At 60.9% G+C, this 16,139-nt stretch carries 19 protein-coding genes; 14 read left to right on the top strand and 5 right to left on the bottom strand.

The window, feature by feature from the left end:
* Nucleotides 1-222 precede the first annotated feature (222 nt).
* The 5 genes from ihfB (at nt 223) to trpB (ending at nt 3,171) form a co-directional block, all read left to right on the top strand.
* The gene (ihfB, locus tag AB9K34_RS23575; protein ID WP_027263109.1) at nt 223-504 is read left to right on the top strand and encodes an integration host factor subunit beta; all 282 of its coding nucleotides are present in this window, start codon (nt 223-225) and stop codon (nt 502-504) included.
* Nucleotides 505-508: 4 nt separating this feature from the next.
* Entirely contained in the window at nt 509-859 is a 351-nt protein-coding gene (locus tag AB9K34_RS23570) for a LapA family protein (protein ID WP_369957163.1), read from the top strand.
* 7 nt (nt 860-866) lie between these two features.
* Entirely contained in the window at nt 867-1,511 is a 645-nt protein-coding gene (locus tag AB9K34_RS23565; protein ID WP_369957162.1) for a phosphoribosylanthranilate isomerase, read from the top strand.
* 35 nt (nt 1,512-1,546) lie between these two features.
* Nucleotides 1,547-1,777 (top strand): N-(5'-phosphoribosyl)anthranilate isomerase, encoded by a 231-nt coding sequence (locus AB9K34_RS23560; RefSeq protein ID WP_369957161.1) that lies wholly within the window; start codon nt 1,547-1,549, stop codon nt 1,775-1,777.
* Nucleotides 1,778-1,923: 146 nt separating this feature from the next.
* Nucleotides 1,924-3,171: a tryptophan synthase subunit beta gene (gene trpB / locus AB9K34_RS23555; RefSeq protein ID WP_369957160.1), complete on the top strand. Its 1,248-nt coding sequence runs from the start codon at nt 1,924-1,926 to the stop codon at nt 3,169-3,171.
* A gap of 22 nt (nt 3,172-3,193) precedes the next feature.
* Here the strand turns inward: trpB and AB9K34_RS23550 are convergent, their stop codons facing one another.
* The 5 genes from AB9K34_RS23550 to AB9K34_RS23530 all read right to left on the bottom strand — a co-directional run bounded on the left by AB9K34_RS23550 (nt 3,194) and on the right by AB9K34_RS23530 (nt 7,334).
* Complete coding sequence (locus AB9K34_RS23550; RefSeq protein ID WP_369957159.1) at nt 3,194-3,574, bottom strand: DUF2237 family protein; 381 nt, start codon at nt 3,572-3,574, stop codon at nt 3,194-3,196.
* Nucleotides 3,575-3,584: 10 nt separating this feature from the next.
* Nucleotides 3,585-4,748, bottom strand: coding sequence for a serine hydrolase domain-containing protein (locus AB9K34_RS23545; protein WP_369957158.1), 1,164 nt, complete (start codon nt 4,746-4,748; stop codon nt 3,585-3,587).
* Nucleotides 4,749-4,785: 37 nt separating this feature from the next.
* A complete protein-coding gene (locus AB9K34_RS23540; RefSeq protein ID WP_369957157.1) occupies nt 4,786-5,811 on the bottom strand; it encodes a DUF2332 domain-containing protein in 1,026 nt (341 codons plus the stop codon).
* On the bottom strand, nt 5,808-6,491 hold the full coding sequence (gene pth / locus AB9K34_RS23535) for an aminoacyl-tRNA hydrolase (protein WP_369957156.1): 684 nt from the start codon (nt 6,489-6,491) through the stop codon (nt 5,808-5,810). Before pth ends, AB9K34_RS23540 begins: the two co-directional genes overlap by 4 nt.
* Nucleotides 6,492-6,677: 186 nt before the next feature.
* The gene (locus tag AB9K34_RS23530; protein WP_369957155.1) at nt 6,678-7,334 is read right to left on the bottom strand and encodes a 50S ribosomal protein L25/general stress protein Ctc; all 657 of its coding nucleotides are present in this window, start codon (nt 7,332-7,334) and stop codon (nt 6,678-6,680) included.
* A gap of 335 nt (nt 7,335-7,669) precedes the next feature.
* Here AB9K34_RS23530 and AB9K34_RS23525 point away from each other — a divergent pair, with 335 nt between their 5' ends.
* From AB9K34_RS23525 to AB9K34_RS23485, 9 genes are all read left to right on the top strand, one after another.
* Entirely contained in the window at nt 7,670-8,029 is a 360-nt protein-coding gene (locus AB9K34_RS23525; protein WP_369957154.1) for a hypothetical protein, read from the top strand.
* Nucleotides 8,026-9,372, top strand: a complete 1,347-nt coding sequence (locus AB9K34_RS23520) for an MFS transporter (protein ID WP_369957153.1) — start codon at nt 8,026-8,028, stop codon at nt 9,370-9,372. The genes AB9K34_RS23525 and AB9K34_RS23520 overlap by 4 nt, the downstream gene beginning before the upstream one ends.
* Nucleotides 9,373-9,412: 40 nt before the next feature.
* Entirely contained in the window at nt 9,413-10,879 is a 1,467-nt protein-coding gene (locus AB9K34_RS23515; protein WP_369957152.1) for an NAD(P)-binding domain-containing protein, read from the top strand.
* The gene (locus AB9K34_RS23510; RefSeq protein WP_369957151.1) at nt 10,879-11,358 is read left to right on the top strand and encodes a hypothetical protein; all 480 of its coding nucleotides are present in this window, start codon (nt 10,879-10,881) and stop codon (nt 11,356-11,358) included. The genes AB9K34_RS23515 and AB9K34_RS23510 overlap by 1 nt, the downstream gene beginning before the upstream one ends.
* Complete coding sequence (locus AB9K34_RS23505; protein ID WP_369957150.1) at nt 11,355-11,945, top strand: peroxidase-related enzyme; 591 nt, start codon at nt 11,355-11,357, stop codon at nt 11,943-11,945. Before AB9K34_RS23510 ends, AB9K34_RS23505 begins: the two co-directional genes overlap by 4 nt.
* Before the next feature lie 82 nt (nt 11,946-12,027).
* A complete protein-coding gene (locus AB9K34_RS23500; protein WP_369957149.1) occupies nt 12,028-13,125 on the top strand; it encodes an NAD/NADP octopine/nopaline dehydrogenase family protein in 1,098 nt (365 codons plus the stop codon).
* A 45-nt stretch (nt 13,126-13,170) separates the two neighbouring features.
* Nucleotides 13,171-14,280 carry a PotD/PotF family extracellular solute-binding protein gene (locus tag AB9K34_RS23495; RefSeq protein WP_369957147.1) on the top strand — a complete coding sequence of 370 codons (1,110 nt, stop codon included), beginning with the start codon at nt 13,171-13,173 and terminating at the stop codon, nt 14,278-14,280.
* 276 nt (nt 14,281-14,556) lie between these two features.
* Complete coding sequence (locus tag AB9K34_RS23490) at nt 14,557-15,336, top strand: ABC transporter permease (RefSeq protein WP_369957146.1); 780 nt, start codon at nt 14,557-14,559, stop codon at nt 15,334-15,336.
* Between the two features lie 14 nt (nt 15,337-15,350).
* A complete protein-coding gene (locus AB9K34_RS23485; protein ID WP_369957278.1) occupies nt 15,351-16,136 on the top strand; it encodes an ABC transporter permease in 786 nt (261 codons plus the stop codon).
* Nucleotides 16,137-16,139: the final 3 nt, after the last annotated feature.

Raw genomic sequence — 16,139 nt, 5'->3', positions numbered from 1 at the left:
CACGCGGGCGCGGCGAATCGTGCGGCTCGCCGATTGGTGGTAAAGCAGCGCAGGGGCTAAACCCAAGCCTCCAAACCGGCTTTAAATCCGGCTGCCGGCACGGAACCGCGCATGTTTTTTCGTTCATAATCCAATAGTTCTGGTTCCCGCGAAAGAAATTTGATCGTATACTCGGGAAACCAGTCTTGTTATCGCGATGCTGCCTTGGGAGGGACGCGCTGAATGATCCGGTCTGAACTGATACAGAAAATCGCTGATGAAAACCCTCACCTCTATCAGCGTGATGTCGAGCGTATCGTGAATACGGTGTTCGAAGAAGTCACGGGGGCCATGGCACGCGGTGACCGCGTGGAACTGCGTGGTTTCGGTGCGTTTTCGGTGAAAAAGCGTGATGCACGGATCGGGCGCAATCCACGCACCGGAGAAACAGTGCATGTCGAGGAAAAACATGTCCCGTTTTTCAAGACAGGAAAGCTCCTGCGGGACCGTTTGAACGGAAAGTGATCTGATGCGGTATATTCGCTACGCCGTCCTGGCCTTGCTGGCTGTCCTGTTGATTTCGGTTTCGCTCGCGAACCGGGGGTTCGTCACGTTGAAACTGATGCCCGACGCGGTTGCGGAACTGCTTGGTTTCAACATGACGGTGTCGCTTCCCCTCTTCGTGGTGGTGCTCGGCGGCATCGCGGTGGGCCTGGTGATCGGGTTTTTCTGGGAATGGATGCGGGAATACAAACATCGGCGTGAGGTTGATGTGAAGTCTCGTGAAGTTCGCAAACTCGAACGTCAGGTGGGCAAGCTGAAGACCGAGAAGAACAGGGGCAAAGACGAAGTTCTGGCGATCCTGGACGAAACCGCCTGACGTTCCCATGCCTTCGGACATTCGCATCAAGATCTGCGGGTTGAGCACCGCAGACACCCTGTCCGCGGCTGTTGCGGCGGGTGCCCGATATGTGGGGTTTGTCTTTTTCGCGAAATCACCGCGCAACGTCGATATGTCAAGCGCCGCCCTGCTGGCCGGGACCGTCCCGGCAGGGGTTTGCAAGGTTGCGCTCACAGTCAACGCGGATGATGCAACGCTCGATCAACTGGTGGAGCGCGTACCGCTGGATATGCTGCAACTGCATGGGTCGGAATCGCCCGATCGGGTCGCGGCAATCCGCTCGCGTTTTGGCTTGCCCGTCATGAAAGCGGTCGGGGTCGCGGATGAGGGCGATCTGCCGGCGCTGCTGGAGTATCAGAAGGTTGCGGACCAGCTGCTGGTCGATGCGAAGCCTCCGAAAGGCGCGGAACTGCCCGGGGGCAATGGTCTGGCCTTCGATTGGCGTCTCATCGCCGGCCGACGATGGGCCGTTCCCTGGATGCTGGCCGGCGGATTGACGGCGGATAATGTCGCTGAAGCGATTGCGCTGACCGGGGCACATCAGATCGATGTGTCGTCCGGCGTTGAAGCGAGGCCCGGTGTCAAGGATGCGAGGATGATCCGGTCATTTGTCGAGGCGGCATCTTCTTAAGCCGGAATTTACCGCCGAAGGTCAGAAGTGGGTGCATGTCTGTCTTGCCGCCTCATCTCACCCCTGAGAACTGGCTTTACCAGGTCTTCGCCTCGAACGAGGCGCGACGTGGCGGTGTCGTGAAGCGCCAGATCCGCGATGTCGAACGTCTTGTCGGGCGCGATGCATTCCTGGCCGCAGTGCGCCGGCATGGATATCAGGCGGTGGAGAACGGTCGGCATTTTGTCGTTTTCTGCAACGCCCACCCGATTCGCCGATTGAAGTGAAGGGCTTTCAAAAGCCCTTCCTCAAGACGCTTGAAGCGTCTTGCGACGCGGGTTCAACCCGCGTTTTCAAGGCATTTTGAAATGCCTTGGCTTGCCCTCGTCCGGTCGCGGCACTAGGACAGGGGAAAGACTTGAAAGGGCGCAGCATGGCCAACGATCTGTTCAATTCCTTCATGACCGGTCCGGATGAAAACGGGCGCTTTGGAGACTTCGGAGGGCGTTTTGTCAGCGAAACTCTGATGCCGCTCATTCTGAGCCTTGAAGAGGAATACGAAAAGGCCAAGAGCGACGACAGTTTCTGGGATGAAATGAATGACCTTTGGACTCATTATGTGGGCCGTCCCAGCCCGCTGTATCTCGCAGAACGCCTGACCGAGCATCTGGGCGGTGCCAGGATTTATCTCAAGCGGGACGAGCTCAACCACACCGGAGCGCACAAGATCAACAATGTGCTTGGTCAGATCATCCTGGCCCGTCGCATGGGCAAGACACGGATCATCGCCGAGACCGGTGCCGGTCAGCATGGGGTCGCCACAGCTACGGTCTGCGCCAAGTTCGGCCTGAAATGTGTGGTCTACATGGGCAAGCATGATGTCGAACGCCAGGCCCCGAACGTGTTCCGTATGCGGCTACTGGGCGCCGAGGTCATTCCCGTCACGTCAGGACGCGGCACGCTCAAGGATGCGATGAACGATGCGTTGCGCGACTGGGTGACCAATGTCCGCGACACGTTCTACTGTATCGGAACCGTCGCGGGGCCACACCCCTATCCGGCGATGGTGCGCGATTTCCAGAGCATCATCGGAAAGGAAGCGAAAGAGCAGATGCAAGCGGCCGAGGGGCGTTTGCCGGATACGCTGGTTGCCGCGATCGGCGGCGGCTCCAATGCAATGGGCCTGTTCTTTCCGTTTCTCGATGACAAGAGCGTCAATATCATCGGTGTCGAGGCCGGCGGCAAAGGTGTGAACGACAAGATGGAGCATTGCGCGTCTCTCACCGGCGGCCGCCCCGGTGTGTTGCATGGCAACCGGACATATCTGCTGCAGGATGATGACGGGCAAATTCTTGAGGGGTTCAGCATTTCCGCCGGGCTCGACTATCCGGGGATCGGACCCGAGCATTCGTGGCTGCATGAAACCGGTCGCGCGAAATATGTCAGCATAACCGATGCCGAAGCGCTCGAGGCCTTCCAGCTGTGCTGCGCGCAGGAAGGCATCATTCCGGCGCTTGAACCCAGCCATGCGCTGGCCCATGTCATGAAGATTGCGCCGACCCTTCCAAAGGATCACCTGATCTGCATGAACATGTGCGGTCGCGGCGACAAGGATATCTTCACGGTTGCCCGGCACCTGGGTTTTGACATGTCCGACACCGAGGGGCGCGACGCGAACTGAGGCGCGCGCGACGTCCGATCAATCAGCTCTCTGCGCCGTCGGCATATGTCTGCAACACGCCAAGCGGCACGACGTCGAGTGCACGGCGGTGGGTGGCGTTCAGGTTCACCCTGGGCGCGCAGCCTTCGTCATGGGCCTGAAGGAACCGTGCGGCACACAGACACCAGCGATCGCCGGCCTTGAGACCGGCAAAGCCGAATTCCGGGCGCGGCGTGCTCAGATCGTTGCCCACGTATTTGGAAAATGCGAGGAATTCGTCCGTCATGACGGCGCAGACGGTATGGCTGCCCTGATCGGCGGCGCAGGTATTGCAATGTCCGTCCCGGAAGAATCCGGTGAGCGGATCGGCAGAGCAGGATGCGAGTGCGCCACCCAGAACGTTGATGCTGTCATCCTGTTCCATGGGGTTCTCCTTACAGGGTGTCCGCGATGCGGCGGAACATCGCGATGTTGTCTTCGGTGACGCCGGGCTGACGAAAATCCCGGTCTGCGGCGGTGGCCACGATGACGATGTTTCTTGCCTGGTCAACGTAAAGATACTGGCCATAGACGCCGCGGCCCATGAATTCGCCGGGGCGGTGTGCGTTCGGAATCCACCATTGATAGCCATATCCCATGCGGCCGGGTTCGGTCGGCGCGCTTGCCGCCGTCGAGGCGGCAATCCAGTCGGCCGGAACCACCTGTTGTCCGTTGTATTCGCCGTTTTGCACGATCATCTGCGCGAAACGCGCATAATCGCGTGTCGTGATGTTCAGTCCGCCCAGCACAAACGCCACCCCCGCGCCGTCGGTCAGGTAATAGGCGTCCTGCTCCTGCCCGAGCGGTGCAATGATCTTTTCCGCCAGCAGCGTGCTCACGCTGCGCCCGGTTGCGCCGCGGATCACCATGCCGATCACATGCGTGTCGATCGACACGTATCGCCAGACCTGCCCCGGCGCACTGAAACGTTCGGTGAAACTTGCCGTGAAATCGTCGAGCGTGCCGCCCAGGGCGATCACCCGCCCCATGCGATTGATGTCGGAATCGGGATCGTGGTAATCTTCGTCGAAGGTGACACCGCTGGCCATGTTCAGCACGTTGCGGATGCTTGCGCCGTCATAGGCTGTTCCCACCAGCAGGGGCACATAGCGCGTCACCGGATCGTCGAGAGAGCCGATCGCCCCTTCCTCGATCAATATGCCGAAAAGAGCGGAGAGATAGCTCTTGGCGATAGACCATGAAACCCGCCGATCCTCTGCGGTCGTGCCGAGAAAATAGCCTTCGTAGCGGATTTCCCCATCTTTCATCACCAGCAACGAGGTGAGCGCGCGCTCGACGATCCAGGCTTCCGCGTCGTCGGACAGCCGGGCAGGGGTGCCCGCGGGCAGCGGGCTGACCGGACCCTCGCCGCGTGAAAGCGGTGCGGTCAGGAAGGCCCGGTCCATATGCGAAAAATTGCTGACGATCCTGTCCTCTGAAAACAGGGAATTGACGGCCCAGAGCCGCATGATCTCTTCACGTTTCCAGAGACCGACCACAACCGCCGCCAGCACAAGCGACAGCAATATCCGGCCCAACCATTTGCCGAGTGTTCGCATCCGTATCCCTCTTTCGTTTCCCGGGGCAGGGGGCAGGCTAGCCCGCCCACCGGACCCAGCGACCGTGAAAATCCGCGCGGCCAAGCGTGATGCGCAGATCGCCGGGCCACAACCGCAAAGTCAGGGCCGCGCCATCGCTTTTATCGTCAGCCTCCATCGCGAACCATGCCAGCGGACGCGATGCTGTGGCGCGCGCGCCGGCGGCCTCGATCATCGCGGTGCCCCGCGCCTGTGCCGCAGGCGGGAAATACTGCCAGGCAACCGTGTGATAGACCAGATGAACGTGCCCCTCCGGCGCGCCGCTCAGCCGGGGGCCGAGCCAGTCGATTGCATCGCCCCGGTCCACCGGACCGTCCAGCGCGTCGATTGCCGCCCGGGTCAGGTCCTGACGGTGCGGTTGATCGGGCCACAGATAGGCGAACAGACGCAGTGCCTGCGCCGGATCGCGCGCGTCCAGCGGATTAAGATCGACACCGCGTCGCTGCGCCAAGGTGATCGGCCTCGCGGCGGGCATTGGCCCGGACCAGTCGGGCGACAGACACAGAACGCCGTCGTTCGGACCAAGCCGTCGATCCCCGGCGCGCAGGACGTAGCGATCCCATGCAAGGTTGAGCCCGGCGCTGGCACCGAGTTCGGAGGTCACGAAGGGCAAATCATGTCGCGCGGCGATCCAGTGCGCCGCCGCAATCAGCGCCGAACTGCGCCGGACTTCGTTGGTTTGCGGCGCGCTTTCAATCCACTCCAGCATGAAGGTCTCATGCTCTGTGAGTGCGGCAAGCAGCGCGTCGCACAGGACCGGATCCGATACATGGGCGGGCGGGTAGGCGGCGGCCAGTCCGGCATCCCGCCCGGTCAGAACCAGCGCATGCAGCCCGCCCGCGATACGCAGGGGCAGCGACGCACCGCGCGGGCCGATGTCGCCACTCCACAGGGCACAGCGCCGGTCCAGCGCGCTGTCCGTTGGCCAATGCTGCGCCAGCAGGCTCAGCAGCCGCCCCATGAAAGGCGACCCGAGGTGGCGACAGGCGTCGGCCTGCGCCAGAAAGGCGTCGGCCAGTGTCATTTGAAGCGGTCCACCAGCTTCTGAAGGGCGGACCGGTCATCGGCAGGGGCAGGAGCCTCGTGTTTGACCGCAGGCGTCGCCGATGGCTTTGGTGTACCGGTCGATGAGCGGGGCGGGGCGGTGCGCAGGGCGACCGCGTTCATGAAACGCCCGCCATCCCCATCGGCAAGATGCGGCGCACCGTCCGAGATGCCGCGCAACAGATCGTCGAGCCAGTCGTCATCGGCCTTGGGGAAGTCGCGCAGCACATATCCCGGCACCAGTTCCTTGCGCCCCGGATGCCCCACCCCGAGACGCACCCGGTCATAGGCCTCTCCGATATGGGCGTGGATCGAGCGCAAGCCGTTATGCCCCGCGTGACCGCCCCCGGATTTGATCCGCGATTTACCGGGCGCAAGATCGATCTCGTCATGGATCACGATCACGTCCGCAGGCTCCAGCTTGAAGAACCGCATGGTCTCGCCCACCGATTGTCCTGAATTGTTCATGAATGTCTCGGGTTTGAGCAATACCACCTTCTCGCGCCCGAGCCGCCCCTCGCTCAACTGACCCTGGAACTTGGCTCGCCAGGGGGCAAACCCATGATCGTCTGCAATGCGATCCAGCGCCATGAAACCGATATTGTGCCGGTTTCTCGCGTATTTCGCCCCGGGATTGCCCAATCCGACAATCAGCTTCATGGCCGACCTCACCGTTTCATGCTTCGTCAGGGGATCTGATGCCCGATGATGTCGGCAAATGCCAGCCCCCCGGCATGCCGCCGTGCCGGGAAGGCGCCGTTCGACGAGGTGTTCGATCGCCAGGCATGACCAAAGAAAAACGGGGCCCGAACGGACCCCGCTTCAAGACTGTCCGGAACCGGACGATCACTCTTCGGCGTTATCCGCCTCGACGTCATCCTCGGCCACTTCTGTATCGTCCGCGTCTTCCTCTTCGTCCTCTGCCGAACGCAGGCCCGACGGAGCGGAAAGGTTCGCGATCACGAAATCGCGGTCGATTGTCACTTTCGCGCCGGTGGGCAGCGAAACCGACGAAATGGTCACGCTGTCGCCGATTTCCAGCTCGGACACATCGATGGTGATGTGATCGGGGATATCGCCTGCGGTGACGATCAGTTCGACTTCGGGACGAACCAGCGTCAGCACGCCACCCTTTTTCAGGCCCGGAGACACCTCTTCGCCGGTGACAACGACCGGGATGAACAGGTTGATCTTGGTGGTGCGGCGCAGACGCATCAGATCGAGATGCGTCGGAAGGTCCTTGACCACGTCGCGCTGAACGTCGCGGCAGATCACCCGCACATCGTCATGACCGTCAACCTTGAGATTGAACAGGGTCGATTTGAACCGGCCTTGCTTGAGCCTCGTCAGCAGGGCGTTGAACGGGATGTTGATCGGCAGCGGGTCAACATCGCCACCAAAAACGATTCCGGGAACCATGCCGTCGCGGCGTGCCTGACGAGCGGCGCCCTTGCCTGTCCCCGTCCGTTCCTCGGCGTGAAGATCTGGGATCTCTCCGGCCATTGTATATCTCCAAATGTTGGGGCAGGGATCCTCCAAGGCTGTATCCCCGCGTGAAGCCGCGCGTATAGACCGGATAGCCCGCCATGAAAAGAGCAAATTCAGGCTAAAACCCGCCTCGTGCGATACGCACGATCAGCCACGTAAATCGCATTTCAAAAAGGCCAGACCGGCGGGCATCCAGAGACTGTGAACGATAACGCAAAGAAAGCTGAAATAATCTAGCTTATGGGTCAATTGTCGATCATATGACCCAATAAATGGAAATCAGAGGCAAATAGCTGTGGAGATTTTTGCGGAACTCGCGTCATAATCAGTTTGGTAAATCAAAGGATGATATGACCGCGATCGACGATTTAAAGGTTGCGCTGCACGGGGCCAACGTTCACGATCAAAGCCGTAATGGGCTGATCGGAGAGAATTCGCAGATCGACGCGCCATTCGGGAGGCTGCCGTCGATAAATACCTACTGCGTTACATTGAGGCGCATACCGGAGCGGCGCGGGAAAACCGCCAAGCCCTGCTGGGCGCTATTGAGCCTTTTCTCACTGATGAGCGACAAGATGGCGGTTTTGATGAATAGGGTCGTGGACAATCCGGCGCAGATCGTCCCAGACTATGCGGGACAGCATCGCGCCGATACAAGTGCCGCCCGGTTCAACGATCACAGCCTCCCAAAGGATAAGCTCTTTTCATGACTGAAGTCCGGATCAGCCCGATTGCCAATCCTGCTTTCCGTACGCTGTTTGTCGCGCAGGTCTGCTCGCTGCTGGCGATCGGCCTGATGACCGTGGCGATGTCGCTGGCAGCCTACAGGATCGGCGGAACGGCGGAGGCGGGACAGATCCTTGGCTTCCTGCTGGCGGTGAAGATGGTGGCCTATGTCGGTATCGCGCCGCTGGCAGAGGCACTTTTCGCGGGGCAGTCGCGCAAACGGGTGATGGTTTGGCTGGATATCGCACGGATGGCGCTGTTGTTGCCGATGGCCTTCGCCACCCAGACCTGGCAGATCGGCGCGCTGGCGCTGGTTTTCTTTGCCGTATCGTCCGGTTTCACGCCGATCTTCCAGTCGGTGATCCCGGATGTGCTACCGGATGAACAGACCTATAGCCGAGCGCTTGTCTGGTCGCGCATCGCCTATACGCTGGAATCGGTGCTGTCGCCAGTGATTGCCGCGATGGTACTGCAACTGGTCGCGGGCGAATTCCTGTTCTGGGTCGCGGCGCTGGCATTTGTCGGCTCCATCACCGCGCTGATGATCACGCGTTTTCCCGTCGGCGAGGCTGATCCGCGCAAAGGGTCGTACCTGACCCGGGCGCTGAAGGGACTGTCAATCTACCGCAAGACACCGCGGCTGCGCGGCTTGTTCCTGCTGAATTTTTCCTTGTCGCTGAGCATGGCCTGGGTCCTGGTACACTCGGTGGTGTTGGCCGGGGCGCAGCTGGGCGATGCAGAGCGGCATTTCCCGATCCTGATGGCGTTTTACGGGCTTGGCGCCGCGATAGGTGCGGTGTTGGTGCCGCGCCTGATAAAAGCACTGGGCGAACGCCGTGTGATGGCGATGGGCGCGCTGCTGCATGCGGTGCTTGGATTGGGCATCGCGTTGCCGCTTGGCTACGACGGTTACATGGCGCTATGGGTCGGGTTCGGCCTGGCAGCTTCACTGGTGCTGACGCCGGGTGGGCTGGTGATCGCACGTTCTGCCGGATCAGGCGCGCGCCCGGCATTGTTCGCGGCGCAATTTTCGCTGTCGCATGCGGGCTGGCTCGTGGCCTATCCCCTTGCTGGCGAGCTGGGTGCGCGTGTCGGGCTCGAGCCTGCGCTGCTGATCCTGTCGGCGCTTACCATCGGCGTGTCGGTCTTGGCGCTGCGGGTCTGGCCCGCGAACGACCCGCTGGCCCGAGAACACGATCACCCGGAATTGCCCGACGATCACCCGCACCTGCGCGAGGCATCTGCGCATGGGCCGCATCAACGCCATGTCCATGCATTCTATATTGACGATCTACATCAGGATTGGTCCGCCAGCCGGCCTGCCTGAGCGTGCCGCATGTGGACCCGAGAGTTACAGGAAAGACGATATGACACATGACACTGCTTCCCCGATCGACGGCCAGGGCCTTCCTGTGCTGGAGGCGCGGTTGCGCGAGGATCTGAGGTTTCTCTGTTGGCCGGGCAAGGACTGGGTGCCCGTCCGCGAGGGAGTCAGTGACGTTGTGATTATCGGCGGCGGCATGTGTGGCATGGTAGCCTGGATGGCGCTGAAGACCGGTGGCCTCCACAACATGCGGGTGCTGGACCGCAGCCCCGAGGGACTGGAAGGCCCGTGGCTGACCTATGCGCGGATGGAGACCCTGCGATCACCGAAGGAGTTGACCGGGCCAGCCTTCGGCCATGGTGCGCTGAGCTTTCAGGCATGGTACCGTGCGCAGTACGGAACCGAGGACTGGCATGCGCTGGACAAGATCCCGCGCCCGATGTGGATGGACTACCTGAAATGGTACCGCAAGGTGCTGGAGATCCCGACCGAGAACGGGGTGTCCGTCGATCGGGTCGAACCCGAGGGTGATCTGTTGCGGCTGCACCTGTCGGGCGCGCGCGAAGAGTCGATCCTGACCCGCAAGCTGGTATTTGCTACCGGGCGCGATGGCACGGGCCAGCCGAACATTCCGGGCTTCGTGCAGGGACTCGACCGGAAATACTGGGCGCACAGCGCCGACGATATCGATTTCGACAGTCTCAAGGGTAAGCGCGTGGCGGTCGTTGGTGTGGGCGCCTCGGCCGTGGACAATGCCGCCGAGGCGCTGGAGCACGGCGCTGCTGAGGTTCGCCACCTGATCCGCCGCAACGAGATGCCCACCATCAACAAGATGATGGGAATCGGCTCGTTCGGGTTCACCGCCGGTTATGCCGGCCTGCCCGACGAATGGCGCTGGCGCTTCATGCAGTATTCCTTTGCCACCCAGACGCCGCCGCCGCATGGCTCCACCAACCGGGTCAGCCGCCATCCCAATGCCCATTTTCATTTTGGAAAGGCGGTGGAAAGCACAGTCGAGCAGGACGGGGCGGTACGGGTCGGCTTTGCCGACGGCACGGCCTACGAGGCGGATTTCGTGATTCTGGGCACCGGTTTTACCATCGACCCGCTGTCGCGGACGGAGTTCGGCGACGCGGCGGGCGACATCCTGCTTTGGCAGGACGTCTATACCCCGCCGGCGGACGAGCCGTCTCGCGACCTGGGGCGTTTCCCATACCTGAACGAGGATTTCACCTTCCGCGAAAAGGTGCCGGGGCAGGCACCTTGGCTGGCCAATGTCTATTGCTTCAACTACGGCGCCTCGGCCAGCCTTGGCAAGGTCAGCGGCGACATCCCGGGGATTTCCGAAGGCGCGGAATGGATGGCACGCGCGATCGCGGCAAAGCTTTATGCCGAGGATGTGGCAGAGCATTGGCAGGCGATGCTCGATTACGACAAGCCGGAACTGGATGGCAGCGAATGGGTGCCGTCGGAACTGATCAGCGACGACAAGAAGGGGAAAGTAGCCTGATGGCTTTGGATACGACCGCATTGAAGAGCGCCGAGCTGTGCGCGGGCAGCGCGCCCGGTGTCGCCGTCGAGGGGCGCGCGAATATCTTTGAGATGACCCAGGAGGCCGAAGCGGCTGTGCTGCGGCCGCAGGATTGCGGAGCGTGGCCGCACGACCTGCGCGCGGCGCTGGCGGCAAGGATCGCGATGCTGAACGACGACCGCGCGCTGGCGGCGTATTACGCTGAGGATGCGGGCGACTACGCCGCACTTGCCGATCCGTCCGATGAGGGTGCGGGGCAGGGGCTGGCGCCGGTCTTGGCTTTCATGGACAAGGTGGCCGCCGATACGCGCAATGTCTCGGCGCACGACATCTCAGGCTTGCAGGCGGCGGGAATTGCAGATGCCGATATCGTGCGGCTTTGCGAACTGAACGCGTTCCTGGCCTATCAACTGCGGGTAATCGCCGGGCTGCGTTTGATGAAGGAGGTCTACGAATGACCAAGGCGATCACGAAATTTACACGTAACGTGCCGCATTGGCAGCCCCGCGTGAAGCCGGTTGACCTCAAGGAAGCGAGCGAAGCGCAGCTGGATGCTTTGAAGGTTACGCCATCGAACACCAAGGTTTCGGAATACGTGCTGACGCTGGCCCATGATGTCGAAAGCCTGAAGGTACGCTCTCCGCTGTTCAATGCGATCATGTACGACAAGGGTGGCATGAGCCGGGCGGAACGGGAACTGGGCGCGCTGGGTGCGTCGATGGTCAACCATTGCATCTATTGTGCCGCGGTCCATGCCGCGCGGCATGCGCAGCTTGAGAAATCTACCGAAGTGACCGACAATCTGTTCCGCGACGGTACCAAGGCTGATCTAAGTCCACGCGACCGCGCGATCTTTGATTTTGCCGTGGCGTTGTCCGATGCACCATCGCAGGCTGGGCAGGAACACATGGCGGCGCTGAAGGACGCAGGGCTGAACGAGGCAGAGGTTCTGGACCTGATCCTGTCGACCTCGCTGTTCGGTTGGGCCAACCGGCTGATGCACGTGCTGGGTGATCCCGTGCGGATGCCGGCGGCGGTTTCCTGAGTAAAATTCCATTATAACGGATTATAATCTGTTATAGTGTTGTAGTATGTTGAGCATGTGGCAGGGCGAATCAGGGGGAAATGTGGGTAAGACGGTAGGACTGGCGGGCGCGGGGGCGATCGCTTTCGGAACGGCGGCTTTGCTGAAAGAGGCGGGTCACGACCCGATGCTGTGGTCGCCCTCGGGCAGTGGCACAGTCGAGCTGGCAAATGGAGCGGCACTGCGCGCCACCGGCGCGGTGGTAACAACTCTGACCCCGCGGATCGCGGATAGTGCGGCTACCCTCGCGCGCGAGAATGACGTGCTGATCGTCGCGTTGCCGGGCTATGGCCACAAGACTGTGCTAGACTCACTGGCGCCGTATATAGAAGAGCGGCACCACGTGATCATCTCGTCTCATGCGTCGCTCGGAGCGGTCTACCTGATGGAGCTTCTGGCGGCGCGCGGTGTGATCGCGCCGATAATCGCCTGGGGGACGACGATATGCACGGGGCGGCGCCAATCGGGCACCGAAGTCAAGGTGAACACCGTGCGCAGCCGCGTCGATCTCTGCACCGTGCCGGAAGACCGCTCCGCTGACGCATTGGCGCTGTGCCAAGAGCTGTTCGGGGACCGCTTTCAGCCACGCGACGGGCTGTTGGCGATTTCGCTTTCCAACCTCAATCCGCAAAACCACATGGGCATCGCCCTCGGGAACATCACTCGGATGGAGCGCGGCGAAACCTGGTCCCAGGGTCAGAACGTCACGCCCAAGGTGGGCCGCCTTCTGGAAGAGCTGGATCGCGAACGGCTGGAGATCGCTCAGGCGCTGGGGCTGGAGGTCAAGACGATCTTCGAGCATTTTCACCTGTCCTTTCACGTGCCGGTCGCCTCAATCTCGGATATGAATCAGGAGATGCACGTACAGGGCAACGGCGGTACGGGGCCAGCCACCGCCGACAGTCGCTATGTCACCGAAGACGTGCCTTATGGGCTGGTGCTGACCGCTGCACTGGGCCGGCTGGCAGGTCATCCCGCGCCGCTGCACGAAGCCGGCATCCGCATTTTTTCCGCCATGTATGGGCGGGATTTCGAGGCCGAGAATCAGATCCTCGCTGCGCTGGACCTGGATCGGTTCAGCCTCGAGGAATTGAAAACGGCGGCGAAGACCGGTCTTTTGCGCCAGTCTGCCAGCGCTTGAAGCGCGACGGAATAACCACCAATGAACCAACAAGGAGATCGAACCATGTCGAAACTGATTTTCAACCGCCGCCGTTTTCTCGGCACCGCTGCCGCCACCGGCGCGGCGCTCGCTTCCCCCGTCTATCTGCGCCGCACCTCGGCCCAGTCCGGCGGCGAAGTGAATATCTGGACCTACAACGATTTTGTTCCCGGAGCTTTTCGCGAGCAGTTCGAGGCCGAGACGGGCATCAAGGTCAACGTTCGTCTGGTTGACGACCAGGGAAAGCAGTTCAACCTGCTGGCGGCTGAGCAGCCGAACCCGACGGTGGATATCATGACCGTCGCCGGGCACCGTTTCCTTCAGTTTATCGAAAGTGATCTGCTTGCGCCGCTGGACGTCGACCGGCTGACCAACTGGAACAAGATCAACCCGACTTTTTCGGAAAGCGATTGGTCTACGATCAACGGTAACAAGTGGGGCGCGCCGATCTTGTCCGGCATGGAAGTGCTGTCCTACAACACCGAGGTCGTCAGCGAGGAAGAGGCATATACTTGGGACACGCTGTTCAGTGAAAAGTACAAAGGCCAGACCGCCTACATCATTCAGGACATGCTTTCGATTGTGATGCTGATGAAGGGCTATGATGGCAACTTCATCGAATATGCCGACGATCACAAACGAGCGGCTGAGATCATGGCTGAGGTTCAGCAGTTCATGATCGACAAGAAGCCGCTGGTGCGGAAATACTATGACGGCGGCGCGGAATTCCAGCAGATGATGGTCAACCAGGATATCTTTCTGGGTCATTCCTGGAACGGCCCGGCCGCGGCGCTGATCAACGATGGCTTCCCGCTTGCAATGAGTATACCGCGCGAAGGCTCTTACGGGTTCGTCTACACGCTTAATATCGCCAACAATGCTCCTAATGCAGACAATGCCTATACATTCCTTGACGCGCTGCTGTCCTCGCCGGAAATCGGCGCTGCAATGACCAAGGCTTCGGGTTTCATATCGACCTACAAGGACGTGGCGCCGCACCTGTCCGAGCTGGAGCGGAAATCCACCTCCTTCCCGGATGAGCAACTGGCCAATCTGCAGTTCTTCCGCGCCGAGCAGAACGATTTGAAATACAGTCTGATGGATCCGGCGGTGGAGGCGATCAAGGCTGCCTGACCTCCATGCTCACCGAACCTGCCCCTGTCTCGCCGCACGCGCGGCAGGGGCACAGGTACATTCAAAAGACGACCGTATGACACATCCGCATAGCAGGAAGAGCGAGCCATGACAGAAGAAACTTCGGGCCGCACATTTTGGGGCAGCTTGGCGGCATGGGGACCGTATCACGCGTTAATTCGACTGACCACGGCCTCGCCGCGACGCCAGTTCCTGATTCTCGCCGCATTCCCGCTCTTGTGGGTGTTGACCCAGCACTTGGGACCGATGTTACAGATGATACGCGTATCGCTGACCGATGCATATCCGGTCGCGCCGGGCGTGGAGCAGAGTTTCACGTTGGACAACTACGCGCGCTTTTTCGGGGACAGCATCTTCTGGATGCCGTTCTTCCGCACGCTGATCTTTGCCGGCGTGTTTACATTTTGTACGCTGATCATCACCTATCCCGTGGCCTATTTCCTGGCGCGTCACGTCAGTCGCAAGAATCAGATGCTGTTTCTGTTGCTGCTGCTGATCCCGTTCTGGGTGGGCGAGATTGTGCGCACCTACGCGATCATGATCCTGCTGGGCAATACCGGCGCGGTGAACCTGGTGTTGAAGACATTGGGCCTGATCGACCGGCCGATCCCCTTCATGTACACCAGCTTCTCCATGGGCGTCGGTATTGTCTACCTGACCGCGCTATACATGCTGCTGCCGCTCTATTCCGCGCTGGAGAAGCTGCCCAAGAGCATGAACGAGGCGGCCGCGGATCTGGGCGCAGGCGCCTGGACCAGGTTCCGCCGCATTTCGTTGCCGTTGACCATTGAGGGCATTTCGTCGGGCTGCACGCTGGTGTTTCTGATCTCGACCGGTTTCTACGCGACGCCAGTCCTGTTGGGCGGGCCGTCGACCACAGTCTTTGCGGAAACCATCGCGGGATTCTTTCACGTGGCAGGCGATGAATGGCCGACCGGGGCGGCCTTTGCCACAATCATGTTCGCCGCGGCGCTCCTCATCACGGCGACATTCCAGAAACTGATGAACTCGCTGCGCAAGGGAGAGAAGAAATGAACGATCGTCCCGAGGTGTTTCGCGGCAACCGCATTTTTCTGGCCTGCGTCTATTGGGCCTTTGTCCTCTACGTCTTCGTGCCGCTGATCCTGATGATCCTGATGGGTTTCAAGGACTCGAAGTTCATCGGCTTTCCGATCCGGTCCTGGACGCTTGACTGGTATACCGGGGTCTTCGCCGATGCCGAGGTTCTGTCAACTTTCGGCTATTCCGTGGCTATCGCGGTGCTCTCGACGCTGATTTCGATCTTTGTAGGCACCTGGATCGCGGTGCTTCTGGAAGGGCGCAAGTTCTGGGGGCGCGCCGCCGTGTTTGGCATGACGGTGCTGCCCGCACTGGTGCCGGGCATCATCTCGGCGATCGCCTTCCGCATCTACGCACGCTGGCTGGGGATCGAACCGGGCATGGGAGCGATCGTCTGGGCGCACGCGGTGCATAACGTGCCCTTTGTGGTGCTGGTTGTCATGGCGCGCCTGTCGACCCTGCCCAAGAGCCAGATCGAGGCGGCGCGTGACTTGGGGGCTGATCCTCTAATCTCGTTCATGCGCGTCACGCTGCCTTACCTCGTGCCCGCCATCCTCGGCGCCTCGATATTCTGCCTGCTGCTATCGTTCGACGATTTCGTGCGCTCCTTCTTCTTGGGCGGCTACGAACCGACGCTACCGGTGCTGATCTTTGCCAAACTCCGTTCCGGGATGAGCCCGGAAATCAACGCTATCGCGACTGTCGCGCTGATCCTCACTGCCGCCATCGGCATCTGGGCCGAGCGCTTCACCCGCGGCATGAACAAGGAAACCTGAGTC

The organism is Sedimentitalea sp. XS_ASV28 (assembly GCF_041224545.1).
Classification (GTDB): Bacteria; Pseudomonadota; Alphaproteobacteria; order Rhodobacterales; family Rhodobacteraceae; genus Sedimentitalea.
This window is presented reverse-complemented; position numbering and strand designations above follow the sequence as displayed.

Excerpts from the sequence above, each read along its gene's own strand:
- pth (WP_369957156.1), bottom strand. The coding sequence starts at position 6,491 with ATGAAGCTGATTGTCGGATTGGGCAATCCCGGGGCGAAATACGCGAGA.
- AB9K34_RS23525 (WP_369957154.1), top strand. The coding sequence starts at position 7,670 with ATGACCGCGATCGACGATTTAAAGGTTGCGCTGCACGGGGCCAACGTT.
- AB9K34_RS23495 (WP_369957147.1), top strand. The coding sequence starts at position 13,171 with ATGTCGAAACTGATTTTCAACCGCCGCCGTTTTCTCGGCACCGCTGCC.
- trpB (WP_369957160.1), top strand. The coding sequence starts at position 1,924 with ATGGCCAACGATCTGTTCAATTCCTTCATGACCGGTCCGGATGAAAAC.
- AB9K34_RS23520 (WP_369957153.1), top strand. The coding sequence starts at position 8,026 with ATGACTGAAGTCCGGATCAGCCCGATTGCCAATCCTGCTTTCCGTACG.
- AB9K34_RS23510 (WP_369957151.1), top strand. The coding sequence starts at position 10,879 with ATGGCTTTGGATACGACCGCATTGAAGAGCGCCGAGCTGTGCGCGGGC.
- AB9K34_RS23490 (WP_369957146.1), top strand. The coding sequence starts at position 14,557 with ATGATACGCGTATCGCTGACCGATGCATATCCGGTCGCGCCGGGCGTG.
- AB9K34_RS23530 (WP_369957155.1), bottom strand. The coding sequence starts at position 7,334 with ATGGCCGGAGAGATCCCAGATCTTCACGCCGAGGAACGGACGGGGACA.
- ihfB (WP_027263109.1), top strand. The coding sequence starts at position 223 with ATGATCCGGTCTGAACTGATACAGAAAATCGCTGATGAAAACCCTCAC.
- AB9K34_RS23570 (WP_369957163.1), top strand. The coding sequence starts at position 509 with ATGCGGTATATTCGCTACGCCGTCCTGGCCTTGCTGGCTGTCCTGTTG.
- AB9K34_RS23515 (WP_369957152.1), top strand. The coding sequence starts at position 9,413 with ATGACACATGACACTGCTTCCCCGATCGACGGCCAGGGCCTTCCTGTG.
- AB9K34_RS23560 (WP_369957161.1), top strand. The coding sequence starts at position 1,547 with ATGTCTGTCTTGCCGCCTCATCTCACCCCTGAGAACTGGCTTTACCAG.
- AB9K34_RS23505 (WP_369957150.1), top strand. The coding sequence starts at position 11,355 with ATGACCAAGGCGATCACGAAATTTACACGTAACGTGCCGCATTGGCAG.
- AB9K34_RS23545 (WP_369957158.1), bottom strand. The coding sequence starts at position 4,748 with ATGCGAACACTCGGCAAATGGTTGGGCCGGATATTGCTGTCGCTTGTG.
- AB9K34_RS23550 (WP_369957159.1), bottom strand. The coding sequence starts at position 3,574 with ATGGAACAGGATGACAGCATCAACGTTCTGGGTGGCGCACTCGCATCC.
- AB9K34_RS23540 (WP_369957157.1), bottom strand. The coding sequence starts at position 5,811 with ATGACACTGGCCGACGCCTTTCTGGCGCAGGCCGACGCCTGTCGCCAC.
- AB9K34_RS23565 (WP_369957162.1), top strand. The coding sequence starts at position 867 with ATGCCTTCGGACATTCGCATCAAGATCTGCGGGTTGAGCACCGCAGAC.